This window comes from Sporosarcina pasadenensis, assembly GCF_047228845.1.
Classification (GTDB): domain Bacteria; phylum Bacillota; class Bacilli; order Bacillales_A; family Planococcaceae; genus Sporosarcina.
In genome coordinates, this window is sequence record NZ_JBFEGM010000005.1 from 204478 (window position 1) to 229466 (window position 24989).

Genomic DNA, 24989 nt, shown 5'->3' on the forward strand with positions numbered 1-24989 from the left:
AATAGTAAAATGAAAATGAGGTGGTTTGGCAAGAGGCAACAATTGAGGAGCGAGTGATCTTGGTGACATTGCTACTCATGGCAAGTAAAGAAGAAAAGCAGTGGGAGTACTATGGGAGATTGTTGACGATACAGCCTGGCCAACTGTTCATTTCTTACAACTCACTTGTCCAATTGTTAGGGAAAGGTATGCACGTTGCGAAACTTCGGTTAGTGTTAAGGAAGTTTGCCCTGTTCGGATTCCTGTCAGAGGAAACAATCAATGACATGAAGATCATTACGATTACGAATTGGGAGAGTTATGTAGGTATCAATGAGGATTGGACAACCAGACATCTTACAACGGGATTGCCTCGTCCTGTACCCACCTTAACTTCTCCGTCTCTTATTAAAAGGAACAACATACATATGTGAATAGTAAGAACAAAGTCAGCCATTCACTTATATGGCTCCTTTCTGTTTCAAGAATATAGAATTGTAGTTAATAAACTGTATAGCATTGTCGAACAGGCTCCTCACACAAGTTATAAGAGCGAACGGGTATATGCTGAAGACCTACACTTTCCGCACTCCATACTCCTCCTCAAAACACATATACCAATACCCCAAATTATCCATCTTCCGTATAGCACGTCTTACTTCGCTTTTACCTGAAACAGCATTCGTATATGCATAAATCCGATAGCCTTGAAGTTCTGTATCATACCAGTGATACACCATTAACACATTTGACCTTTGAATTAAGTTCTTTCGCAAAACCAACTCATTTAGAGTATTGATCCGTTCCTTTGATTCGATTGATTGAATCCCGATCACATTGTGAGGGAGATAGGCTTCCTCTGTTTCGGAAAAGAGCTTTTCGATGGTCTCAACGTCCTTATTACAAACGTTTTCCCTTTCTAAATGGAGGGCAAGGTATAAGTAGTATTCAGTATCTACTCTGCTATCCCACTTCCACCATGACAAGTCCATTGGCCGTGAGCGCCCTAGTGATTTATCCAATTTGGAATCCTCAATGAAAGCATCAAATCCTAGCATTTCACCAAGGTTTGCGAAATAATCGATCTCCCGCTTGGTCATCATTGAACGATTATGTAGTTGCGTTAAGTTCATTCTTCTATAATTTCGTACATACCCATCGAAAAACTGCATTAAGTTTAAATATTGTTTTTCCAAATTAAAACCCCGCCCTCTCCCCATTCACAAACTCGAAGTACCATAGCACACAACAAATCCACTATCTTCAATGCACCCGTAACTCATCCCAAATCTCACTCGGCGCATTCATTCTCAACAGTAAGTCCAAAGCAGACATATGCGGAAGAGCTTTCAGAAAGTCGACAGCAGGTGCCAGGCCTTCGAAGGAGAATGCTTCAATTTCATTCGAGAAATGGTATTCCCCTCCTTCCTTGATAAACAAGTAAATCCGAATAACCGAAAGGCCCTCCCGATAATTGGCAGGATCCATATTTTCACCTAAAAGCACAATAGCAATTTTATCGTAGGTCGGGTTAATGATTTCCGATAGCAACACCCTGCCAGCAAGCAATTCTTCTGGAATATGAATATTCGGCTTCACACTCTCACCTCCTCCATTAGAACCTATTCGACACCAGGTCAAAAAGCCCTTCTATTATCTATTTTTTTGACGAAATGAAACAGGAATTAAAGGAGGCAAACATTATCCTCACATTCTCGGGTTTGAGTTTACCTTCTGTTAATAAAGGTAAACAACCCATAATAATAGTTTAGGAGGGAACTAAAAGGTGAAGAGAATTTTACTATCGTTGATGACTCTCGTTCTTGCCCTGGCCCTTCTTCCACAACAACAAGTCTTAGCTAAGGGTTTCTCCGACGTAACCCAATACGAGGATGAAATCAATTTTCTTACCGGACGAGAAATCATTAATGGCTTTCCCGATGGTACTTTCAAGCCAAAAAATGATTTGACAAGGCTTCAAGCAATTACAATGATTTTACGTGAAAAAGGGATTACTGATTTCACTGCCCCAGATCCAGGTTTCACGGACATAAAACCTGGTAACCATGGTTATGAAAGGGTTGCCAAAGCAGTCCAATTGGGGTTCATTTCCGGCAAGACAGATAAACACGGAAAAAAATACTTTGATGCGGGAGCACCTCTCACCCGTGGCCAGATGGCCAAAATCCTTGTTGAAGGATACCAATTACCGAAAACCAAGGATGTTACTTTTGAGGATGTGCCAGTTGGCAACGGATTCAAAGATTACATTAGTGTTCTCGCGTCAGAGAATATTACTACTGGATACTTAGATGGATCATTCGGTCCGAATAATAAGCTGTCCCGCCAGCATTTCGCAGCCTTCATGGCAAGAATGTTGGATGACAAGTTTAAACCAGCTCCGAACATGCAGGTCCATTTTATTGATGTTGGCCAGGGAGACTCAATATTAATCCAATCACCAAACGGTAAGAACATGCTGATCGACGGTGGAGATAAGTCTCATGGAAATAAAGTCGTTGCATTTTTGAAATCCAAAGGTGTTCCTACACTAGATGTAGTCGTAGCGACACATCCTGACGCGGATCATATCGGAGGGTTGCCTGCGGTCCTGAATAACTTTAAAGTCAACCAGTTTATTGATAGCGGCAAAGCGCATACAACGCAAACATATCTCGATCTGCTTACACTAATTGACAAAGAGAACATTCCATTTAAAGTGGCGAAAACAGGTGATGTAATCAACCTAGATTCCCACATAAAAACGACTGTACTTTATGCAGATGAAAATGCTTCTGACAGTAATGATGCTTCCATCGTTACACGTGTCGCGTACGGATCGGTCAGCTTCTTGCTAACGGGTGACGCAGAAGCTGCCATTGAACAAAAGATGATGTCTCAAGGTAATGTGAAGAGCACATATTTAAAAGCTGGTCATCATGGATCTAACACAAGTAGTTCAGCAGCGTTCATCAATGCAGTCCGTCCAGTCGGCACCATTTTGTCCTATGGAAAAGATAATTCATACGGTCACCCGCATGCTGAAGTCATGCAGCGTTTGAATGCAGTCGGCTCTAAAATTTACTCCACAGCTCAGTCAGGCGACATTACCGTTACGACAAATGGGACAACCCATTCTGTATCGGCGAAACCTTGGACCGGAACGGTGGCACCAAAACCAATTGAACCAAAACCACAACCGAAGCCAGAACCAAAACCGGCACCAAAGCCTGTACCAAAACCCGAGCCTAAACCAACTCCAAAACCGGACTTAGGTTCAGGTTTGTATGTAATACCTGGAGCTCCAACTTCTTTCAAAAACTGTACAGAAATGCGAAAATATTATCCTGCTGGGGTTAAAAAAGGTCACCCGGCGTACGCTTCTAAATCTGACCGAGATAACGATGGGTGGGCTTGTGAAAAATGATTGAGAAAAAGCGATATACACTTGATCGAATAGACGATGGATTCTACGTGTTCTTGCAGTATCGAAAGGAAGAGAAAGAGTTGTTAATTCCAGCTTCTAAGATATCTGTAAATCTTTCCGAAGGGGATATCGTCTGTATCGGTGAAACCGAATCTGATTATGTTATTGAAGTTATGGCAAATGAAACTCAGAACATGAAAGATAAAGTTAGTAGCTTGCTCGTAAAATTGAAAAATAAGAAGTGAAAAAAAGCGATCATTCTCATTTAAAATGAGAATGGTCGCTTTATCTACACTTTCCCCCTAGGTTGTGCATCCTATTTATACTATTAAGTAACTTGCTCCCCTTACCTCAATCGCTTGACTTCAACTAACCACATACCTTACCAAACCTTTTACATTCGCATATAATGCTGCTTGGGTGCGATCTGCGAGTCCTAGTTTTGCTAAGACTTGGCTGACGTGTTTTTTGACGGTGTATTCGGTGATGTAGAGTCTCTTCGCGATTTCTTTATTTGATAGTCCTTTGCCCAATTCGAGCAGCACTTCTTTTTCTTTTGGGGTGAGTTGTTCAATTTGGCCGTCGTCTTGGTGGGATTCTCTAGAGTTCATAACGAAGTCGTAGACGCCAGGGTCGTAGTATTTGCGGCCTCTGCGAATGATTTGCAAGGCATGGATGAGTTCCTCCGGTAATGCTTCTTTTAAGATGTAGCCGTCGACGCCTATTTCTTTTGCATGTTTGAAATCCAGCTCGTCAGTGGATGAAGTGAGTACTACGAATTTGCAAGTTATTCCTTGGCGTTTCGCTTCTGTGATAAGGTCTAGCCCGGATCCATTGCCGAGTCGAAGATCGACGAGTGCCAGATCAGGCTTCTTCGAAATCAAAAGCGCTACCGCTTCGTTGCTCTTTGATGCTTCCCCTAGAATCTCCATGGATTCGTCCAGGGAAAGAATTGATTTAAGACCTTTTCGAACAAGGGGATGATCGTCAATTATGACTACTTTCATTCTCCAACCACCTTTTCCAATATCAGCATGTTTACATTTGGAATTTCCACTTCCATCAGTGTGCCAGCCTCTCGGGTGCCGTTGATTGAAAATGTTCCTGCAAATGAATGCACTAAACTTTTAATATTAAAGAGTCCCAATCCTATTTCTGCTTTTCCTTCATCAGAATGCACACTATATCCGATGCCGTCGTCTCGTATAAGCAACGATGTTTTTTCGGAATCTAGTATCAACGATAATTCAATATTATGACATGCCCCGTGTCGTACCGCATTTCCGCATGCTTCGCAAATGATCCGGTAGAGGGCTTGCTTCACTTTATCCGGAATCAGCGCCTCTTCACCTGTAATTTGATAATTAATCCTAATGTCATTTAGCCTTGCATATTCATCCAAATACTTTTTCAGGCGGACAAGGAAAGGGCTGTCTCTCCGCTTCGTGGAACTGAGTCGAAAAATGGCAGACCGGAGCTCTTTCAACGTTAAATTGGCTGACTGCGAAAGAAATTGATACTCCTGGATCAACTCAGCATTTGTCATATGCCGCCCCTTCACTTGCAAACTATGCAAGGAGCAAACAATGCCAAACAACCTTTGGGATACGCTGTCATGAATTTCATTGGCAATACGGTTCTGTTCTTCGATGACAATCATTTGATCCATCATCTGGTCCATATGCAGGCGTTCGAGCATGATTTCACTTAATTCACTTAGAAATTCAAAAGGTTGATTTTGCAGAAAAGCCTTTTCTTCTTCCTGGGAGTATCCAATCTGAACACCTAAAATCCCGACGTTATTGGAAGTACGGATGATTTTCATTCCATACGGAGTATCGTTCAGTCTGTCGATAAACGACTCCTTTTTACCTCTAACCGTTTTCCATTTCCGCTTCAACTCTGCCTCGATGAGTTCGGGTGATGACGTCGCGGCGATATGGCTATCTTGGTGGCTTAGGTCCGTCAGCCAAAAGAACGCCACCTCACTTCGCGTGCACGTCTTCAACGAATGAGTAATTTCTTCGATGATCAGCTTGGGGCTTTTACCGGCTGAAAAGCTGTCCATCAGATGGTAGTGCGACATGATATGCTCCACCGTCTCCTGGTATTTCTCATTCGTTTCAGCCAGCCGTTGATTCATTTGCAATAAATTCTCGTGCTGTGTTTTTAACACTTTAGCATTACTAGCCAACTCTTTCGTAAGGCCAGAAAATAATCTTACAAGAAATGTCGTCAATAGACAGACAAGATAAAAGTATGAATTCTCCTCCAACAGCTGCGACCACTCAGCAGCACCACCTAACTGATAAGCAATCAAGGTCGCACTGCCGAGGTAGAAAGTGAGAATCCCCCAACAAAATATCGGCGTCAGGAAGCTTGCCGCAACAAGAACCGGATTCAATGCATACCAGATAAATGGACTTGAAATGCCTCCCGTGGGAAGTAATAATAGCGTCAGACCAATCGTTTCAGCGCACACGCTTAGAGTCAACATCGTATGATTTTCCACGTATCTTTTTTGGATGTCCGTGATGATCCAAGCCGCAATAAGGAGTGACACGATCACGCTTACTGTAAAATACAACGGAGATTCCATGCCCGCTATGAAGAAGAAAGAAGTTAATCCGAGCGAAACATAACGATACAACAGCAATAATCCCATATGATTCGACGGACGCTTCTTCATCCTCAAAAAGAATACATTAACCAACGACATACGCTTTTCCATTTCCAGTCTCTTTATTCGGTACCGTTGGTGCATCGGTTCTCGGTTCAAACGTATAGACATACGCTCCGTCCACTATGAGATACAACTGGCTTCGATCATTTCCATTCTCATAGAAGAAGATCGGTTGCTCTTTCTCATCCGCAATTTTCAGCAGTGATTTAAACGTATCGAACGGAATAACCGTCTTACCAGTGAAGTCAATTAGTTGGGAAATTCTGATCATCCGGCTGCCATACTTTTTATTGAGCTTTTCCGACTCTGATTTTACAGGTCTCACTCGCCCAGTATCCAAATACTTGAACGAAAATATGATGGATAATAAAAGAATGACGGACAACACTGTAGTAGTAATCCTCACGGTAATCAAAGGAAGCGTCAATTCCAGCAAACTGAATGGATTGGCAGTCGTTTCACTTTCATTAAACTGAACAGCCGTCGTAAAGCTCTTCTCGCTAGCAAGCTTAATTTCATCATATAAATAATGAAATATCAGCTTATCCTGAACTTGCAGTTCCCTTTCCATGTCTGCATACTGAATGACTCCATGAATTGTCGGAACGACTTCAAGGTCATACTGGGATTGTCGGACGCCCGTTTCTTCCTCCACTTGCGTAATGAATGCGTTTAATTGGGTCAAGTCTATTTTATACACATTGTCGATAACGGAAATATCCTTCCCTTTTTGTTCAAAGGTTTGTTTGCTTTGCAGTGGGTACGTGCGTTGCCAAATATCTCCCGCCTTAACAATCAACTGAATATCGTAAGTTCCCTTAGCGAGCACTTCTTCCTCCGATTTGATGATCGTCTTCAAATCTAAAGGAATCGCAGCTGTGATTTTCTTAAAGAGAGTATCTCCGACGTCGACCGTTCCTCCTTCCGGATAAAGGATGTTAGGCGACATCGTTGCTTTGTACGCAAAGGCCGTTTCGATATTCGATGTACTGTCGACAAGCTGAACGGTTGTCGTTTGTGGTGTCATCCATGAATAAATGGATAGTGCGCCTATGATGAGTAATAAAGGCAGCAGCGATAAGAATAGCTTCTTATTATTCTTTTTTAGTACAGTAGCCAAGATTCCTTTCAGCTCAATCACCCCTATTGTGAGTCATCTACACTTTCTGTCTGTTCTGCTTTTGGCAGATTGTTTTCTTCTATAATTATAGTTTCTTCATTTGCATCTTCTTCCGTCGAATCCTGATTTACTGATTCTTCATCTACTTCCACTTCTACCTCTCCACCTTCTTCCGAGTTTCCATTCATTTCTCCTTCCCCAACGACTTCTACATCTTTTTCTTCATCTTTCGCTTCCCCAACACCTTCATCAATTTTTTCTTCGCCTTCTTCTACTTCTCCATCTGCTTCTTCTGATGCTTCATCTTCTTCAGACTGTTCTGTGCACCCATCCACTTCCTCTACATTCGGTTCCTGGAAACTCGTATCCTCAACTACTTCTTCATCTACTATTACTTCGTTCACTTTCGACTGATCTGTACATTCATTTACTTCCTCTACGAATGGTGGAATCATTGAAGTGATATCTGCTCGTCCCGATTCCCAACTGGCAGTTATCCAAATCTCCTTACCCGATAACTCTGGTGCTTCTCCGATGAGTGTAAATACTCTCGCTTCACCAGCTGCCATTGTTGAAAAGTACCCATCCACACCTAGTGAGTCACCACCCATTACCATAATGTTTTCGATATCCACATAATCATCAGTATTGTTTTTCAATATGAATATCCTACCTTCCCAACCCGTAATCGCAATAAGCGCATCATCCTCTGCGACTACGGATATCACGACATCGTTCTTGATTTCCGCCGTCGAAAAACTAGTACTTTGTAACAAAAGTGCAGAAACTGATAAAAAAAATGCGGCTAAACTTAACTTGAGCTTCAATCGGTCCCCTCCCAGGTCATAATAATAGCCCAATTAAACGGAACAAGATGTCCACATTTAATCAGGCCGGTTGCACCAGTTACTCCATACATCCAAGGTGCCCATATAAAGGATGTACTTCATAGTTTCCGTGATACTATTTGTTTATATGGTTAAGTATAACCAAAGTAATAAGAATAATTCGTCGATTATTGCTGTACCTTCCATTCTATTTTTGTCGAAGAGATGAATGGATTGTCACTAACTTCAAATTTAATCAATCCTGTTATGCCTAGTAAATAAATTCATATAAAAAACTGTAGACTTCACGTAATGTACGCTACATCTACAGTTTCTAAGGTTTCGTATATTAAAACCCTTTTACTATTATTATCGTGCGTCTGCACCACTAACAACAATGTTTGGAGTAAATTTCTTGATTTGTGCTTTATCGGATACTTCTACTTTTACAGAAACGTTTCTTCTAGTATTGTTAGTTGTATTAAATCCTTCAAATTTCGCTACTGTTTCTTTGTTGATCTCAGTCCAATTCTCCGTAGCACCTGTTCTGACGAAAAGTTTTACACCCTCAGGTAGTTTCTCTTCAGTATTAATTGTTACAGTGACATTGTTTTCCGAGTTGTTTTTAACCAAAAACAAATTATTCCAAGTGTATTCACTGTTCTTTTGCATACCAAATTTAGTTCCGTGAGAAAAATCAATTTTCAATACCCCATCCTCAAGCTTCGATGCAGCGTGCCCTGGCTCAGGAAGACTAAGAGCTAAGAGTGATTCGTGCGTATTTGTTACTGACCCTGTCATCGCACTTGTCACTTTCGCCGAGGAATATGACATTGCTGCCATGATGCTCGACATTGCTAGTAGGAACACTACCATTAACAACCCTTTTTTCATCTTCATCTGTAAATCTCCTCCAATAGTTTTATTCGGCTCTTCGCCGTTGTTGGAACTATTTTTAGTATAGGAGCTTTCCAAATGGTTATCCTCACTCTATAGTGTTGGATTTTACGAACGTTAGTCTACTTTCGATAATCTACTTTATAGACCCCAAATTACTACATACGTAGGAGCGTCGTATACTTTCGTACACTATCAATTCCACTTTAGAGGGCATTATCTACAATGCATTTACAATAAAATTAGAGGCAAGGAGGGGTTGCATGAAGCTATTTTCAAAATTACTTAACGCCGTCTTAGCAATTGGTATCTTATGTACATTAATAGCCGCAGTCGGATCAGCCATAACAGGCAAGCCCGTTTTGCTAACCGTCATTCGTTCAAACAGCATGTACCCTGTTTGGGAACGGGGCGACATGGTCATCATTAACAATCTACAAGAGAAGGACCAGGTTGAAAATGGAGATATCATCTTTTTCAAAACGGAAAAAGGGAGTCTTGCTAATAAAGGATGGATTGCTCACCGGGTCATTGACGGTAACGCGGAGCAGGGTTTCGTTACAAAAGGGGATGCAAATAAAACTTCCGATCAGCAAGACGGGGCAGGAATGATTGAACGGCAAATGATTGCAGGCAAGGCATTCACGATTGGAACAAAGCCAATCGTCATCCCGAAACTAGGGTACTTATCGCTTTGGGCGGAAAAGTATCAAAGCAGCCCCTACACCCTTCCTGCCATTGCAGTAGTGATAGCCATTATTATTGGAATCGGAGAATTACTGTCCGGCAAGAAGAAACACCGGAAGAAAAATAAAGGGATGGATTTACAACTCATCTATATAGTAGGTGGATTAACGATTGCCGTCATCATGGGAGCAACGATGCTCGCTTCCAGTCAAACATTAAAACTTGTCTACCAAGTATCCGAAGACAGCCAAGGAGTCCTTATGGGCAGCGCGGTCGGCATTTTAAAAGTTGGCGAGACGGTAACAAATCCATTATCCGATCTTTCCAATGGAGGATTCTTCAAATTAATCGGAGCAATTACAACGAATGATAAACAGGTAACGCTAAGCCATAACAGCTTATCACTGTCTCCGGGTCAAAAACTCGAAACAGAATTCACCGTAAACGCCGAAACTCCCGGTTCATACGACACTACAATAAAAGTAGGATTGTTTTATCCGTTTTTACCGTCTTCCTTAATTTACTTCCTCGCACAAAAAAGTTACTGGATAGCACTTGCAACTGTTTCATTGGTGCCGGGCTTGCCCCTAATTGTCTATCCATTCATTGATGGAAGGATGAGAAGGAAAATGATTAATGTGGTTAGGAAGAAAAAAAGGAGGATGCGGGCAGTGTTACCGTTTTAAAGAATTGTGTCTATGCCTGTAAAAGATGTATTTATGACCATTCAACAGTATGAATGAATAGTCAATATTGGCTGCATACACAATTTTTATTAATATCTTTGCCTATATTCAAAAACACAAAGAGCCATCTAAATCATCGCAAAAGTCGATGGTAGATGGCTCTCTCAGAAAAGAGGCTTCTAACTCTTTGGGGATGTTCCTACCGCTGAATATGAGTTTGACTAATCTCAGGTAAGTGAATTATAGGACACCAACGGACTTTTCTTCAGCTTATTCTTAAACCATTCTAATTGACCTGTCACTTTAAAGAGTAGAACCCTATGTCAAATGCTTCCTCAAAACCTCTATAACCCTCTCCTGCTCCTCCACCGTCATATTCGACCCTGACGGCAAACATAGCCCTTCAGCAAACAACCGCTCACTCACTACCTCATCAACACTATGAGGATAAAACTTACACCCTTCAAATAACGGCTGCATATGAAGCGGCTTCCACACAGGACGTGCTTCAATATTCTCTTCTTCCAGCAGATCAATCAGCTCGTAAGGAGTTACCTTTATAACTTCAGAATCCAACGTCAACGCCGTCAGCCAACGATTCGAATACGTCCCCTGCAACTCCGGCATGAAATGGACCCCTTCAATGTCCCCTAACGCCTGCATATATCGTTCAAACACATCTCGTCTGGCTTGTACACGATCATCCAACACTTCAAGCTGCGCACGACCAACACCCGCGAGAATATTGCTCATCCGGTAATTATAACCTACCGTACTATGCTGATAATGCTTTGCCGTATCTCGTGCCTGTGTCGCCAAGAAGCGTGAGCGGGCCAATGCGTCAAGGTCATTGGATACGAGCATGCCACCACCTGAAGTCGTAATGATCTTATTGCCGTTGAATGAATAGATGCCAAACTGTCCAAAGGACCCGCTCTTTTTCCCTTTGTAGAGAGATCCAAGCGACTCTGCCGCATCCTCAATCATCGGAACTTCATACTGATTACAAATCTCAATCAGTTCATCCATCTTCGCACTTTGCCCGTACAAGTTAACGACACTTACCGCTTTGGGCAACTTCCGTCTTGCTTGCGCTTCTTCAAAAGCACGAGCCAATGCGAGAGGGGACATATTCCATGTCTCTTCCTCTGAATCAATGAAAACCGGCTCCGCTCCTGCATACAAAATCGGGTTCGCACTCGCCACAAACGTCAAACTCGAGCAGAAAACTGTATCCCCTTGTCCAACACCGAGAAGCTCGAGTGCCAAATGGATCGCAGCTGTGCCAGATGAAGTAGCGGCAGCGCCTGCTGTCCCAGCATAAGCCGCAATTTCCTTTTCAAACTCATCCACGTTTGGGCCAAGTGGTGCAATCCAGTTCGTTTCGAACGCTTCGTTAATGTATTTCTGCTCATTCCCGCTCATATGAGGGGAGGATAAAAAAATCCTCTTGTTTTCGATCATGTTCATCTCCCCATCAACTTTACTTTTTTTGTCCTAAGATATAGTAAGACATTTCATCTCTACCGAGCACTCTAAAGCTCTTATAGATGCTCGTGAAAAATGTGACGCCAAGTACAATCCAAATAAGTAGAGCAACAATGGATGGCGTGCCAAGTTGTGCCGGCGAACCTGGCACTATCAATAATAGGACAAACATTATACTAAATACGGCTCCTAAAAAAGCAATTGTCTTTTTAATAGGAGAAACCTCTAATCCCTTGTCATTCCTCGCCCAACTAAGGACTTTATATGCTGTAAAACATGTGAAGAAATAAGCTATCGATACACCAATTGACGACATATCAACGATCCATATTAACGCTTCACGCCCAAACCATGCAGATGGAAGCGTGAAAAGTGCAATGAACATAATCGACTTATAAGGTGTATTGTATTTCGGATGCAAATCCGCGAAAAATGCGGGAAGCGTCTTTCCTCGTGACATCGCAAATAGGAGTCTGCTCGATGAATGAAAAAACCCATTAAGACCTGTAAAAATTCCCATGCTTATCGCAATCGCCAGGACTATGACTCCAACCGCCCCAAAGGAGGAGCTGATAATATCACCCGTCAGCCAAAGATTTGAATTGTTCACATTCTCCCCCGGTGCGAAAGTCCATGATGTTACCCCGATCATTGTTGCGTACACTAATCCGGAGGCCAATAAGGACATGATGATGAGTCCAAATGCTTTTCTAGGCGAAAAATTGAACTCCTCAGCCGCCTGAGGGACATTATCGAAACCGACGTATGCCCACGGAGCAATTGCAAGTATAAGCAATATGGAAATTAGCGGCGACTTCCCTTCAGGAAAAGCAGGTTTCATATTTTCGATTGGAAAATCGGCGAAAGCGAACGTATACACACCCATTGTTGCAACACCCAAAATCAATACAATAGAAAACAGAAATTGAAGCTTGCCCGAAAACCCATTTCCTCTTATGTTCAAATAAGCAAAGAACAAAATAGCTAACGAAGAAATGATGATTTCAGGAAGATAGACTTCCCAGCCCGCTATCTCATAAAGGAATAGTTGCTTCATAAAAGAAGGGAATAGATACTTTAACAGTAAGGATAAGGCTGACGCATTTAACGCGACAATACATGCATACCCTAAAGCCAGGAACCAGCCTGTTATAAACGCCCATGTCTTCCCCGCACTCAGGAAGGCATACGCAAATTCCCCTCCGGAAACAGGATGCTTTTTAATCAGTACACCGTAACTAACAGCAATGAACATCATGACGATCGCGCCTAAAAACACTCCGATCATGGCTCCGGCGGGACCCGCCTCTGCAATCCAGTCCCCGGGTAATATGAATGCCCCCCACCCGATGGAAGATCCGAATGCTATTGCCCATACCCATGAAGGTTTTAAATTTTTTTCCAATACCTCTCTCTCGCCCATAAATACATCTCCTTTTAGTAAGTCTTTGCTTGTCCGGGCTTAATCTTTTCGGATGTATTCGTTAACGATATAAGCTGTTTTACCAGAAGCTAAGGGCTTGATCATATCAACCATTTCTATTGAAATCATTGCGTTCTCTCCTAAAATGCCATGCAAGATCCGTAGAAGCTCCGTTTCGTTGTAGTGCTCTTCATCAGCCACGACTTTCATCGTATAGTTGTTCTTGTCCTTCTGAATGAATTGAAACTTGATAACGCCTTTAACATCTTTCATTTTCACGTTTATAGAGAATGGAGAAATTTTCTCCCCAGACGGAGAATACAACATTTCTATTTTTCTACCGGAAATCGATGATAGCGTGACAATCCTTTCGCCACTGATTTCCTCAGTTTTTATCACACCCAAGTCTCCCGTGTCGTACCTTATGAGAGGCATCGCTTTAGCTTCCAAATCAGTAATTACAATTCGTCCTTCCTCGCCTTCTTCACAAGGAAAATCAGAATCCAACTTTAAAATTTCCACATAAAATGATGCTTGATTGATGCGATAAAACGGTTCGCCGGGATTTTGAACGGCGATCAATCCTAATTCTTCAGCAGCATATCTTACCTGTATCGGACAGCCAAATACTCGCTGTATTGCAGCTCTCTGCTTATCAAGCAAAGGTTCGGCCGTACATATGATACCGATCATATTAAATTGTTCCGGGGTGTCTCCTTTTCTCTCACAATATAAGGCAATTTCATATAAGGTCGATGGAAAACCAATTATGCATTTCATTTCTTTTATTTCCGCTCTAATTTTCTCGAGGTTTTCATCAGATAACTTTGTCGGATCAATATGTATCTCATTTTGCAGCATCAGATTTAATCGACTTTTTGGATGTGTCGCTCTAATGAACCCGTGCTTCATACCGAAATAATACTTTACTGGGATTCCGAGATAAATGACTTCTGCTATTTGCCGAATCCTTTTGTTACTATCTCTGTAAAATTCCATCGGAGTACCGGACGAGCCGGAAGTTGTCACTTTAATGAGTTCATTTTTATCATATAAAGAAGAGATAAAGGATTGGCTATCTTTTCTAATAATGCTTTTATTGACAACCGGCATTTGCGATATGTCATTACTATTTTTATAAGCATTATAGTAGGGGACAGTATCTCTTGCATGGTTGATAATATTGTTCAGCTTTTCCTCGATGCGAGGATTTCGAATGTCTTCTTCTACAGATGTGACTTGTTTGTATATTCCCTTTCCCAGTACACGATCCAGTGAAAAGAAAAGTTTATTTCGGATCATTTCATTGATATTCATCACCGTAGAATCATAAAGACGAACCATAATGTAAACACCTCAATTTTTCAATTCCTTTGCTGGAATGCCTACTACGGTGGTATAACCAATTGGATTATTATTCACCATTGAGCCAGCTCCAATGACTGCACCTTCTCCGACAATGATTTCCGGTAATACGGAAGAGTTCGTTCCCGCCTGACTCTTGGACTTCATTCTCGAGTATCCGGATAGATTCACTCCGGGGTAAACCGTTACATAATCCTCGATTTGCACATCATGTCCAATTGTGCTGTTAAAATGAATTAGTGAAAAGTCGCCTACAAAGACATTAGCGGAAAAAGCGACGTTGTCCGAAATGATATTCCCGATACCCATCTTAATCGAAGAATTTAGATGGACGGAAGGATGGATGACATTCGGATATAGTAGGTTCTTATTTATTGACAACTTATCATAAATCTTTGCCTTAACTTCCGGATTAGCAATCGCAATTACCACGTTTGACACCGTATTCAGCTCTAGTAAAAAATCTGTATCCCCAACGACTTTCATGCCATTTATATATGCTCCGATTACACTGGATTCATCATCTATAAAGCCTGAGATCGTCCAATTGCGATCTCTTTCTGAAATGACCTTCACTGTTTCGGCGACACCTCTCCCAAGACCGCCCGTTCCAACAATATACGTAGGTATGCTCATCTCTCAATCGACCTCTTTTCCCGTAAAACGCTTAACCATCTTGTCGGAATTTGTATTGATGCCTTCCGATTTGAATACCTTCTTAACCGTCATTAGAAGTATTTTCATATCAAGAAGGAATGATTGGTTATCCACGTACCATACGTCGTGTTCAAATTTCTCTTTCCAACTTATCGCGTTACGCCCATTCACTTGAGCCCATCCCGTAATTCCTGGTCGCACTTCATGCCTTCTTGCTTGTTCAGGCGTGTAGAGCTCCAAATAGTCAACTAATAAAGGTCTTGGACCCACTAGACTGATATCACCTTTCACTACATTGAACAACTGTGGAAGTTCATCTAAACTGGTCTTCCTCACCAATTTACCAAATTCAGTGAGGCGCTTTTCGTTAGGTAATAAATGACCGTTTTCGTCTACCTCATTTGTCATTGTCCTGAACTTATATATCTCGAAAATCTTGCCATTGAGTCCTGGTCTTTTTTGTTTAAATAAAACGGGTGAACCTAATTTATATTTTATTAATATGGACATTATCAAGAGTAAAGGTGAAAGAACCAATAACAATAAACTGCTTACTAATACATCAAAAATTCTTTTCACTTATCTCACGTCACTTCTAATTTTTGATTGCTTCACTTCGATTTCATTCAGCTTCATATCGCTGATCATTTCTTTATAAACTTTTTCACCTAAAATGTCCCAAGAGTATCTACTTTCAACATAGTTTTTTAGTGTAGCAGAATACTTCTGTATCTCATCCTGATGATTATTTAACCAGAGTATTTTATTTCGCAGTGTCTCAATATTTTCAGAAACGAAAACGCCGTCAATTTCATTATATTCACCTACGAGCTCAGAATTCGTATGCATAATCATCGGCAATCCAGCAGCCATATAGTCATATAGCTTATTCATACTGAACCCCCACTTATATAAGGGGCTGTCCAAAATAGAAATGTAACTCATATCTGCTTTACTCAATAAATAAGGAATATCCACTTTTCTAACAGGCTCTAAAAAAGTAATATTATCAAGTTTTTTCTCGGCAGCTTTATTGATTAATTTATTTTTTAAGGGGCCTGCACCTACTGACAAGAAATGAATGTTTTTGTCAGGATCGGACAATTGGACTTGCTCGGCCAAATCGATTAGTTTGTCCAAGTCATTGGCTATCCCATGGGAGCCCGTATAAATAATCGTGAATTTGCCTTCAAACTCCCTAAATATCTTATCAACACTTTCGGATTCATTTTTCTGTTTGAAAGCATCGATATTCACACCGTTTGGAATATGGATCACTTTTCCCACATCGCTACCTTTGGATCCCACATAATCTACAGCTCTATCAAATAGAACGATAATCTTATCGGATTTATCGTATAAAAAATTTTCCAGTCTAAATAAAAGCTTACTTACAACATGATTTTCACTGATTTTCCCGAAGTCGATAAACGTTTGTGGCCATAGATCGCGTTCTTCAAAATAGAACTTTGTTTTCTTCTGCTTCGAAATTTTATATGCCGCCAAAGCTGCCAGCGGATGGACGGAAGACCCTATGATTACATCAACTTTTTCATTTGCAAATGCTTTTTTTACAGCTTTTATCGACTGGTTATAGTAACTGAAAAAACTAAGTATCCTCGTGCTGTTTTTATGATAGGCTGTCGTTTTTAACCATACAAAACGAATGCCATCTATATTTTCTACTTGATGTTCCCCGTTTTCATGTTCAATCAGATACTTTTTCTGAATGTTACTATATGAAGAAGCAAAAATTGTGACTTTACATCCTTTGCTAATCAAGTATTTAGCCAATTCATAATGTCTGGTTCCCGCACTTTGGAGCGGCGTTCTGGCGTAATGATTAAAGATCCATATATTCAATGTAATACCTCATTCTTGGTTCCTTAATAATTGTTCTTCAGGAACTTTCCGTAATTTTTTCGCCGGCGATCCTACAACTAAAAATTCTTTCTCCACGTCCCGTGACACGATACTTCCTGCGGCGACCGTTCCATCTTCATAGATCACTTTCCCGGGTAGTATCGTGGAGTTCGCCCCAATTCGGCCTCCGTCTTTTACAGTGACCCCTTTGAATTTGTCAAAACGTTCTTTTCCTCTAGCCATATAGTTATCATTTGTCGTAACGACACATGGCGCAACGAATACATAGTCGCCAAGTTCCGAATAAGCGGTTATGTAACAATTCGTTTCGAGTTTACAATTCTTACCTACTACACAATCATTCTCGATTGCGACGCCGCGACCGACGATTGTCTTTTCCCCGACAGTCACCCGTTCCCTCACGGTAGCTAAATCTGCTATGAATACGTCATCGCCGATTACGGCATTTGCATAGACGATTGCGGATGTTCCAACAGTTACACCCGAACCAATTTTAGCGGCCGGTAACGTTTTCACTTCAGGAAGAATGGAAGCTTTTGCGCGTGTCGGCTGCTTCCCGATCACCGCATTATCTTGAATGATTACGTTATTGCCAATCTCTGTGCCATCATAAATGACAACATTGTTACCAATCACTACATTACTTCCAAACATAACATCTTCACCAATGACAACATATTGTCCCACAGTAAGAGACATCAGATTTCCACCTTTCTTAAAAGCCAGTCCACAGTTGACCGGCTTCTGTTCAGTTTTCATCAAGAATAAAACTCTACAATCTTCTCAATGACATAATCTTGCTGTTCCTGTTTGAGTTCTGGGAACATCGGCAGAGACAATGCTTCCTTCGCCGCTTTTTCCGTTTCAGGCAAGTCGCCTTCCTTATATTCGAGCTCTTTGAACACTGGTTGTAAATGTAATGGAATTGGATAATAAATCATCGTAGCAATTCCTTGTTCTTTCAAGAAAGCTTGTAGCTCATCCCGTTTTTGAACACGGAGCGTATATTGATGGAATACATGATGATTACCTTCTGCTTCAACTGGCGTTACAACATATTCACTGACAGCCTCATTTAACTTTTCCGTATAATACGTAGCATGGTTCCTACGATTTTCAGTCCATGTAGATAGATGCGGCAATTTAACATTAAGGATGGCCGCCTGCAGTTCATCCAATCGGCTATTATAACCTAAGACATGATGGTGATATTTCGGCTTGCTGCCATGGACACGAATGACACGCGCTTGTTCAGCCAGGTGATCATCATTCGTCACGATCATTCCGGCATCACCGTAAGCACCCAGATTCTTCGTAGGGAAAAAACTATACGTAGCCCCACTACTCATTTCCCCGACTTGTTTCCCTTTATACGTTGACCCGATCGCTTGTGCAGCATCCTCAATAACATGCAAGTTATGCTTCTTCGCAATCTCCATGATTGCATCCATATCCGCCATCTGGCCGTATAAGTGAACAGGGATAATCGCCTTCGTTTTCTCAGTGATTGCTGCTTCAATCTTTGAAGGATCAATGTTATATGTAACCGGATCGATATCTACAAATACCGGTGTCGCGTTCGCCCGTGCGATCGAGCCGGCCGTTGCAAAGAAGGTAAACGATGTCGTGATCACTTCATCCCCTTCTTCAACACCTGCCGCTTGTAGTGCGATATGTATTGCATCTGAGCCATTCCCTACGCCAATACCATGTTCCGTCTTACTCATTTTCGCAATATCCTTCTCGAGTTGCTTCACATGGCTTCCTAATATAAATTGTGATGAAGACATGACCTCATCAAGCTTAAATAGGACCTCATCTTTTATTCTGTAATATTGTTCTGATAGATCTAGCATTTGAACTTTCACATTCTCATCTCCTAGTGATTTTATAATATCTTGTAGGCTTCTATTAATTTTCGACTCTCTTGCTCCCAATTATATTCTGATTCAACCGCTTTTCTTCCATTGCGACCCATCCGTTCAGCAACATCCGGATTGTCATATAGATAGTTGATAGCTTCTGCTATGGCTTCCGGTTGTTCTGGATTGACGCAAATGCCGCAATCATTCGTTTCAATTATGCTTTTCCACAAAGGAAAATTGGATGCGATAACTGGGATTCCTGCTGCCATATACTCGAACATCTTCACTGGTAATGCATCTATATAGTTGATTCTCGGGTGAAGAACCACTAGACCCGCAATAGATTGCCGATAAACTTCTCGAACGCCGGTCCGATCTAAAAAACCCAACTCATGAACAGTATCCCATCCGTTCATTTTGCTTACCGTCTCTCTTTCGGCGTTGCTTGTAAATGTACCAGCCAAAAGTAAAGTCAAGTCCTTCGTCATCCCCATTGCCTGGACCATTTCTTCAATGCCCCGAAATTTGGTTATCCCCCCAACATAACAAACGGCGTTCTGCTTGCTCTTCCAATCAACTGCTTCCATTTTTAATTCATCGAGAATCGGAAAGTTATTCACATCAATGGTGTTTGCACCTAGTCTTAAAAAACGGTCTCTTATAAAGGGGGTAGCTGTAACAACAAGATCGAATTTTTTAGAAGCTCTATTCTCGTAGGCCTCAAACAGTTTTGAAATGAGCTTCTGCGATTTGAAAGGCAACCAGGATTTATTTAGAATTTGCCTTGGCACATCTTCATGAACATCATAAATAACCCTTTTACCTTTATTCTTCAATTTCAATCCTACCGGAATCAGTTCAGGATCATGAAAATGATAAACTTGCGCATCAATTTCCAAGGCCTTTCGGTAGACCGCTTTCACAGTCTTCGTCATCCGATCAAAACGACTTCCTTCAATTTTATTGATGCCATGGATTTTTACATTTTGAACTGTTGTGCTAGTTGCGCCTGGAACGACATAATTCACATCGAAACCGGCTTGAACGAGTGCCACACATTCTTTCAAGAAAATTCTCGTATCCGTTTGTGCGTGCACCGATGTTAAATGACAGATTTTCATAATAACCTCATATTCTTTTTATTGTTTTTGGATGTGCTCTATAAAGTAATAGAGCTAAAAAGGTGAATAATAATCTATTGTCTGAGATATCTCCACTGATCATCGAGTTGAATAACATGCTGATAAATAAAGTAAGAAGAATGATGTAGATCGAATCGCTTTTCATATTTTTAAGTCCGTTACTAACGGCTTTAAAAAATAACGCCATTACGAACACGAGTCCTATTACACCTAATTCAAATTGAATTTCTATAAATAAATTATGTGGATAGCCTCTTTCATCACCTAGTCCCATTTCAACTGGCCAACTTCCAATCCCATATCCAAAAAAGAATTTCTCTTTAATTAACGCAATCGAATTTTCTATAAAGTAAATTCTTGTTTCGGCAGATGCCCCTTTGTAGTCGTCATCAAACAGCACCATCAATCTCTTAATTGTTTGTTGGTCTTTCGCAGAAATAAAGTAATAAATAGAAGCTATAATACTAACGAAAAGTGTAATGATGAATAAAAGCATCTTCTTTTTAATCAGGATTTCCCTATTCTTTATTTCAATATAGTAAAGTGTAAGAAGTGGCAAACTACATAATGTAGCAATAAAAGGCCCCCTGCCCCCAGTATTCAACAATAAATACAAGTAGAGTATCGCCACAATTGTTACACCGATTTTCATAGTTCCACTTTTATGTTTAAAAATCAGAAAAGACAGCAATAAAATAAAACCTATTCCAAGAACGCGGCCAATTCCAAGGTAATTTCCTCCCAAAACATTTATAAATCCGGAATGGCTTTCTTGAAGATAAATTAAACTTTCCACCGCAATCCAAGAAGAAAAGGCAAACATCATGAATAGGAATCTGATGATCCTTTCCCTCTCATGGCTAATGATCAGCCCCCCCGCTACACTCCATAAGACAGTAATGAATAGGTGAAATAGCTTTTCATAGGCATATACGTTACTAGATGTCCAATAAAGGGAATATAAAGAGAAAGAAACGAATACCAGATATAGAATGAAATAATGAAATGTAAGCTTTGTAATCTTCACTTTTCTAAAAGCAAACAGATAAAGTCCAATCAAGATACTATTAATTAAAAATAACAATGTAATATCTATCGGAACCCATGAAAACCTCTCGTCTGACTTAAACCTGCCCGCAAAGAGGAATAGCACAAAAAATAATTCGAAAGAGAATATTCTTTTCAACTATTTGGCCCCCCTTACGTCAAGAGAGGTTTTATTCATCTTAAAAAATAGCGAAAAGATGATAATTAATAGACACAAATAAGAGAAAATCAATATGTAACTGTATAACTCCACTGAATTTATAAATGTCAATTCAAAATACTGGCTACAAAAAAGCATTGCGATGACTAAGGTGAATCGAAAAGCATCCCAATATAGCTGGATTTCTTGCTTCTTAAGGACATTCAATATTTGTGAGAGTGGGCTGACAGCAAATTGTATGACCACCATTAGCGATATTGCTTTTATTACATCATTTACTTCTATCCAATTATTACCCAAAAAGAAATTAATGATAATTTCGCTGAAAATCAGAATGATTGATACGATGGACCCGCTAAACAATAACAAGAAAATCAAATAACGCATAAAAATTGCTTTTAATTGCTTTATATTGTTTGACCTGACCAATTTTGTGGCATTGCCTAAAAAAAACTGTCCAATCGCTTGTGATATGAACCCAAGGGGCGCAACTAATATCCGCTGCCCCATTGCATAAATACCAAGATAATAATTGTTGAAAAACAGTCCGATGAATATCGGAAACAATTGGAGAGATGAGCTATTCAAAAAAGCCGATGGTGCACTGAGTAAAGGAAATTTCTTATATTCTCTAATAGCACTAGCGATATTTCTTAATGAAATTTCATTTTTATGTTCTTTTATAAACGTAACAACTTTTACCAATAATCTATTAGCACCAAGAATCCTTCCCAAAATGTCTCCTAAAATTAGAGATAGGGAATTACTTTTCACCAAACCAAAAGAGATTTGCGATCCACTAGTAATTAAGCTTTTACTGATTTTACTTATCGCTATTCCTTTATAATTTTCAAATCGAATGGAAAAGTATACAACAAGGTTGTAAATTCCATCCCCTAATAACATGAGGGGTAAAAGATAAAAAACAAGGTTATAGCTTAATAAATCATTGATTAACAAACCATGAACTGCAATAAAAGTAATTATCACTACAAACAATAGGATGATAAAACTTGCTGAAATTAGGTTAACCAATTTTTTGTTTTCGGCTTCAAGAGGCAAGGCCAATTCTAGTTTCAAAGTAGAAAACACGTTAATGATCGCCAATATTGAAATAAGTAGAGATAACTGTCCAATATCTTCTGGCGAGAAAATACGGGCGATGATTGGAATCATGAGTATACCGATTAACTGAGCCCCAATGTTTCCAGTAATCAAACTAATTAATCCCTTAAATTTGAGGAATAATCTTTTTAACATATGATTCGGACCTACAGTTTCATAATATTTCGATTGGAAAGATGTGAACTATGTCGAAATGAACTTCTTGTATCCAATATAGTTCCGCTTATTTCCTGTATTAACTCATAATCAAACGCACTATGATTCGTAGCAATTACAACTAGGTCCGCTTCTTTTAACCTGTTCTCCGTTAGCTCAACAGTTTGAATCAATTCCCCATTAAATCTGAAGTTTGGAATATGAGGATCAACAACTTTCCAATCAGCCCCGGCATTCGTCAGTCGTTCCAAGATCGGCAATACTGGAGATTCACGGTAATCATCTATATCCTTTTTGTACGCCACTCCAAGCACAATAATCCTCGATCCTCTTAATGGTTTCTTTTGCTCATTTAAAATTTCTGAGCAACGCTGAATAACAAAATCTGGCATACTGTCATTTATCTCGCCAGCGGTTTCAATCAATTTCGTATGGTAGTTATACTCGCGGGCTTTCCATGTCAAATACCACGGGTCTATTGGGATACAGTGTCCGCCAAGACCCGGTCCCGGATAAAATGGCATGAAGCCGTATGGTTTTGTTGCAGCGGCATCAATGACTTCCCAAACATCGATGTCCATTTTGTGACATAGGATCGCCATTTCATTTGCAAGAGCGATATTGATATTCCTGAATGTGTTTTCCAACAATTTCTCCATTTCAGCGACCGACGGACTTGATACCTCATGTATGTCACCATCAAGAACAGCACGATACATGGCAGCCGCCACTTTTGTGCATTCTTCCGTCACACCTCCGACTACTTTCGGCGTGTTTTTCGTATTGAATTGCTTGTTGCCTGGATCTACACGTTCGGGAGAGTAGGCAAGGAATACATCTTTCCCGATGATCAGTCCCGCTTCTTCGAGAATCGGCTTGATGAGTTCTTCCGTCGTGCCGGGATATGTTGTACTTTCTAGAACAACTAGCGTTCCTGGCGTTACATGCGAAGCAATTGCCTTGGCGGAGCTCTCTACATATTGCATGTTTGGCTGTTTATAGATATCGAGTGGTGTAGGGACACAGATAGCAACCGCATCAACATCTCTTATGAAGGCATAGTCCGCTGTCGCCGTCAGTTTTTCTGTTGCAACGAGCGCTTCCAGATCCTCTTGAACAACGTCACCTATATAGTTTTCCCCATCATTGACCATACGCACTTTTTCTTCTTGAATGTCAAATCCAATAACAGTGAAGCCTGCTTTTGCTTTTTCAACAGCTAGCGGAAGTCCAACATAGCCTAGTCCAACTACACCGATTGTAGCTGTTTTAGATGTAAATTTTTCGATCAGTTCTTGTGATGTTGTTTGGGTTGTCGTCATGTAATGTATCCCCCTTACATAGAGTAATCGGTTTATTCTTTTCAGCTGATTCATAGAAGGCCAATACTAGTTCGAGAGCTTGTTTACCTTCTTTTCCTGAGACCACTGGTTGTCTATCTTCTTTTATTGCATCAATCATATCTCTGATGATTTGTTCGTGACCTGGCATTCCCAAAGGATCGGCCTTCACTTCATTGATATAACTTTCAGTTTCAGTATCATCCAATCCTTCAACAACCAATGTTTCCATATATAAAGCATTCGGACCGCCAATCTTTACAGTGCCTTTTTCACCGAAAATTGTTATGGATTCCTCATAGTTTTTCGGATAGACATTTGTCGAAGCTTGAACTGTTGCCAAAGCGCCCGATTCAAACCGTATAATTCCCGTCGAAATATCTTCGGCCTCAATATCATGAAATCGAGTTTCTTCCATACTAAACACCTCGGTAGGGGATCCCATGAATGATAAAAGTAAATCCAGATTATGAATTGCCTGGTTCATCAATACTCCCCCGTCATGTTCCTTCGTACCTCGCCAAGGGGACTGATCATAGTATTCCTGACCCCGGTTCCAATTGACGAGACAAAGCGCATGACTAATTGAACCTAATAATTTTTTTTCCATTATTTCATTCAGCTTGAGTACAACTGGACGAAATCGGTTTGGATGAACGACAGCCAACTTAATATCATTGTCTTCAGAGGCTGAAATGATTCTGTCTGCTTCTTCTAAAGTCATCGCGATGGGTTTTTCTACTATTAGATGCTTCCCATACTGTGCAGCTAATTCAGCAATTGCAGCATGAGTTCCGCTTGGTGTGCAAATGCATACCACTTCAATTTTATGGTTCATAAGCATTTCTTCGAGTTCCGTATAAGGAGTTGCACCATATTCATCAACATATGGTTCCATCAACTCGGGCACTCTATCACATACAGCAATCAGATTTGCGCCTTCTATATTTCGAATTGCGTTCGCATGTTTTTTTGCTATAAAGCCACAACCAACTATTGCAAAGTTCATTTTTCAAACCTTCTTCTCACAT

24 protein-coding genes and 1 riboswitch are annotated in these 24989 nt (G+C 40.6%); of the genes, 4 read left to right on the forward strand and 20 right to left on the reverse strand.

What is annotated here, in order from left to right; all coding sequences use genetic code 11:
* Nucleotides 1-59 precede the first annotated feature (59 nt).
* Complete coding sequence (locus AB1K89_RS09220) at nt 60-413, forward strand: hypothetical protein (protein WP_413054480.1); 354 nt, start codon at nt 60-62, stop codon at nt 411-413.
* Nucleotides 414-554: 141 nt separating this feature from the next.
* On the opposite strand, the gene AB1K89_RS09225 is transcribed toward AB1K89_RS09220, so the two are convergent.
* Both AB1K89_RS09225 and AB1K89_RS09230 read right to left on the reverse strand, forming a co-directional pair.
* Nucleotides 555-1175, reverse strand: a complete 621-nt coding sequence (locus AB1K89_RS09225; RefSeq protein WP_413054481.1) for a hypothetical protein — start codon at nt 1173-1175, stop codon at nt 555-557.
* 67 nt (nt 1176-1242) lie between these two features.
* Nucleotides 1243-1578 carry a hypothetical protein gene (locus tag AB1K89_RS09230; RefSeq protein WP_413054482.1) on the reverse strand — a complete coding sequence of 112 codons (336 nt, stop codon included), beginning with the start codon at nt 1576-1578 and terminating at the stop codon, nt 1243-1245.
* Between the two features lie 187 nt (nt 1579-1765).
* On the opposite strand from AB1K89_RS09230, the gene AB1K89_RS09235 reads away from it, so the two are divergent.
* Together AB1K89_RS09235 and AB1K89_RS09240 are read left to right on the forward strand one after the other, a co-directional pair.
* Nucleotides 1766-3406 carry an S-layer homology domain-containing protein gene (locus AB1K89_RS09235; protein WP_413054483.1) on the forward strand — a complete coding sequence of 547 codons (1641 nt, stop codon included), beginning with the start codon at nt 1766-1768 and terminating at the stop codon, nt 3404-3406.
* Nucleotides 3403-3651 (forward strand): DUF3006 family protein, encoded by a 249-nt coding sequence (locus tag AB1K89_RS09240; protein ID WP_413054484.1) that lies wholly within the window; start codon nt 3403-3405, stop codon nt 3649-3651. The genes AB1K89_RS09235 and AB1K89_RS09240 overlap by 4 nt, the downstream gene beginning before the upstream one ends.
* Before the next feature lie 120 nt (nt 3652-3771).
* Here AB1K89_RS09240 and AB1K89_RS09245 read toward each other — a convergent pair whose 3' ends face one another.
* From AB1K89_RS09245 to AB1K89_RS09265, 5 genes are all read right to left on the reverse strand, one after another.
* Nucleotides 3772-4413 carry a response regulator gene (locus AB1K89_RS09245; RefSeq protein ID WP_413054485.1) on the reverse strand — a complete coding sequence of 214 codons (642 nt, stop codon included), beginning with the start codon at nt 4411-4413 and terminating at the stop codon, nt 3772-3774.
* The gene (locus AB1K89_RS09250; protein ID WP_413054486.1) at nt 4410-6137 is read right to left on the reverse strand and encodes a sensor histidine kinase; all 1728 of its coding nucleotides are present in this window, start codon (nt 6135-6137) and stop codon (nt 4410-4412) included. The genes AB1K89_RS09245 and AB1K89_RS09250 overlap by 4 nt, the downstream gene beginning before the upstream one ends.
* Nucleotides 6112-7209 (reverse strand): DUF5305 family protein, encoded by a 1098-nt coding sequence (locus AB1K89_RS09255; protein ID WP_413054487.1) that lies wholly within the window; start codon nt 7207-7209, stop codon nt 6112-6114. Before AB1K89_RS09255 ends, AB1K89_RS09250 begins: the two co-directional genes overlap by 26 nt.
* Before the next feature lie 23 nt (nt 7210-7232).
* Complete coding sequence (locus AB1K89_RS09260) at nt 7233-8036, reverse strand: hypothetical protein (RefSeq protein ID WP_413054488.1); 804 nt, start codon at nt 8034-8036, stop codon at nt 7233-7235.
* A 56-nt stretch (nt 8037-8092) separates the two neighbouring features.
* Nucleotides 8093-8175: riboswitch (cyclic di-GMP riboswitch) on the reverse strand.
* Between the two features lie 230 nt (nt 8176-8405).
* Nucleotides 8406-8936: a hypothetical protein gene (locus AB1K89_RS09265; RefSeq protein WP_413054489.1), complete on the reverse strand. Its 531-nt coding sequence runs from the start codon at nt 8934-8936 to the stop codon at nt 8406-8408.
* A gap of 260 nt (nt 8937-9196) precedes the next feature.
* On the opposite strand from AB1K89_RS09265, the gene AB1K89_RS09270 reads away from it, so the two are divergent.
* The gene (locus AB1K89_RS09270) at nt 9197-10306 is read left to right on the forward strand and encodes a signal peptidase I (RefSeq protein WP_413054490.1); all 1110 of its coding nucleotides are present in this window, start codon (nt 9197-9199) and stop codon (nt 10304-10306) included.
* A 318-nt stretch (nt 10307-10624) separates the two neighbouring features.
* Here AB1K89_RS09270 and AB1K89_RS09275 read toward each other — a convergent pair whose 3' ends face one another.
* The 13 genes from AB1K89_RS09275 to AB1K89_RS09335 form a co-directional block, all read right to left on the reverse strand.
* Entirely contained in the window at nt 10625-11770 is a 1146-nt protein-coding gene (locus tag AB1K89_RS09275) for an aminotransferase class I/II-fold pyridoxal phosphate-dependent enzyme (protein WP_413054491.1), read from the reverse strand.
* Between the two features lie 19 nt (nt 11771-11789).
* Nucleotides 11790-13217, reverse strand: a complete 1428-nt coding sequence (locus AB1K89_RS09280) for an APC family permease (RefSeq protein WP_413054492.1) — start codon at nt 13215-13217, stop codon at nt 11790-11792.
* A 39-nt stretch (nt 13218-13256) separates the two neighbouring features.
* Nucleotides 13257-14561 carry a phenylacetate--CoA ligase family protein gene (locus AB1K89_RS09285; protein ID WP_413054493.1) on the reverse strand — a complete coding sequence of 435 codons (1305 nt, stop codon included), beginning with the start codon at nt 14559-14561 and terminating at the stop codon, nt 13257-13259.
* A gap of 12 nt (nt 14562-14573) precedes the next feature.
* Complete coding sequence (locus tag AB1K89_RS09290) at nt 14574-15218, reverse strand: PglD-related sugar-binding protein (RefSeq protein WP_413054494.1); 645 nt, start codon at nt 15216-15218, stop codon at nt 14574-14576.
* A 3-nt stretch (nt 15219-15221) separates the two neighbouring features.
* Nucleotides 15222-15818, reverse strand: a complete 597-nt coding sequence (locus tag AB1K89_RS09295) for a sugar transferase (RefSeq protein ID WP_413054495.1) — start codon at nt 15816-15818, stop codon at nt 15222-15224.
* A complete protein-coding gene (locus tag AB1K89_RS09300; protein ID WP_413054496.1) occupies nt 15819-17102 on the reverse strand; it encodes a glycosyltransferase family 4 protein in 1284 nt (427 codons plus the stop codon).
* 9 nt (nt 17103-17111) lie between these two features.
* The gene (locus AB1K89_RS09305) at nt 17112-17822 is read right to left on the reverse strand and encodes an acyltransferase (protein WP_413054497.1); all 711 of its coding nucleotides are present in this window, start codon (nt 17820-17822) and stop codon (nt 17112-17114) included.
* A 59-nt stretch (nt 17823-17881) separates the two neighbouring features.
* Nucleotides 17882-18991, reverse strand: coding sequence for a DegT/DnrJ/EryC1/StrS family aminotransferase (locus tag AB1K89_RS09310; protein WP_413054498.1), 1110 nt, complete (start codon nt 18989-18991; stop codon nt 17882-17884).
* 20 nt (nt 18992-19011) lie between these two features.
* Nucleotides 19012-20055, reverse strand: coding sequence for a glycosyltransferase family 4 protein (locus AB1K89_RS09315; protein WP_413054499.1), 1044 nt, complete (start codon nt 20053-20055; stop codon nt 19012-19014).
* Nucleotides 20056-20116: 61 nt separating this feature from the next.
* Entirely contained in the window at nt 20117-21316 is a 1200-nt protein-coding gene (locus AB1K89_RS09320) for an O-antigen ligase family protein (RefSeq protein WP_413054500.1), read from the reverse strand.
* Nucleotides 21317-22597, reverse strand: a complete 1281-nt coding sequence (locus tag AB1K89_RS09325) for a lipopolysaccharide biosynthesis protein (protein ID WP_413054501.1) — start codon at nt 22595-22597, stop codon at nt 21317-21319.
* 11 nt (nt 22598-22608) lie between these two features.
* Complete coding sequence (locus AB1K89_RS09330; protein ID WP_413054502.1) at nt 22609-23940, reverse strand: nucleotide sugar dehydrogenase; 1332 nt, start codon at nt 23938-23940, stop codon at nt 22609-22611.
* Entirely contained in the window at nt 23888-24967 is a 1080-nt protein-coding gene (locus AB1K89_RS09335) for a Gfo/Idh/MocA family protein (RefSeq protein ID WP_413054503.1), read from the reverse strand. The genes AB1K89_RS09330 and AB1K89_RS09335 overlap by 53 nt, the downstream gene beginning before the upstream one ends.
* Nucleotides 24968-24989 lie beyond the last annotated feature (22 nt).

Excerpts from the sequence above, each read along its gene's own strand:
- AB1K89_RS09240 (WP_413054484.1), top strand. The coding sequence starts at position 3,403 with ATGATTGAGAAAAAGCGATATACACTTGATCGAATAGACGATGGATTC.
- AB1K89_RS09245 (WP_413054485.1), bottom strand. The coding sequence starts at position 4,413 with ATGAAAGTAGTCATAATTGACGATCATCCCCTTGTTCGAAAAGGTCTT.
- AB1K89_RS09250 (WP_413054486.1), bottom strand. The coding sequence starts at position 6,137 with ATGGAAAAGCGTATGTCGTTGGTTAATGTATTCTTTTTGAGGATGAAG.
- AB1K89_RS09265 (WP_413054489.1), bottom strand. The coding sequence starts at position 8,936 with ATGAAGATGAAAAAAGGGTTGTTAATGGTAGTGTTCCTACTAGCAATG.
- AB1K89_RS09270 (WP_413054490.1), top strand. The coding sequence starts at position 9,197 with ATGAAGCTATTTTCAAAATTACTTAACGCCGTCTTAGCAATTGGTATC.
- AB1K89_RS09275 (WP_413054491.1), bottom strand. The coding sequence starts at position 11,770 with ATGATCGAAAACAAGAGGATTTTTTTATCCTCCCCTCATATGAGCGGG.
- AB1K89_RS09280 (WP_413054492.1), bottom strand. The coding sequence starts at position 13,217 with ATGGGCGAGAGAGAGGTATTGGAAAAAAATTTAAAACCTTCATGGGTA.
- AB1K89_RS09285 (WP_413054493.1), bottom strand. The coding sequence starts at position 14,561 with ATGGTTCGTCTTTATGATTCTACGGTGATGAATATCAATGAAATGATC.
- AB1K89_RS09290 (WP_413054494.1), bottom strand. The coding sequence starts at position 15,218 with ATGAGCATACCTACGTATATTGTTGGAACGGGCGGTCTTGGGAGAGGT.
- AB1K89_RS09305 (WP_413054497.1), bottom strand. The coding sequence starts at position 17,822 with ATGTCTCTTACTGTGGGACAATATGTTGTCATTGGTGAAGATGTTATG.
- AB1K89_RS09325 (WP_413054501.1), bottom strand. The coding sequence starts at position 22,597 with ATGTTAAAAAGATTATTCCTCAAATTTAAGGGATTAATTAGTTTGATT.
- AB1K89_RS09330 (WP_413054502.1), bottom strand. The coding sequence starts at position 23,940 with ATGACGACAACCCAAACAACATCACAAGAACTGATCGAAAAATTTACA.
- AB1K89_RS09335 (WP_413054503.1), bottom strand. The coding sequence starts at position 24,967 with ATGAACTTTGCAATAGTTGGTTGTGGCTTTATAGCAAAAAAACATGCG.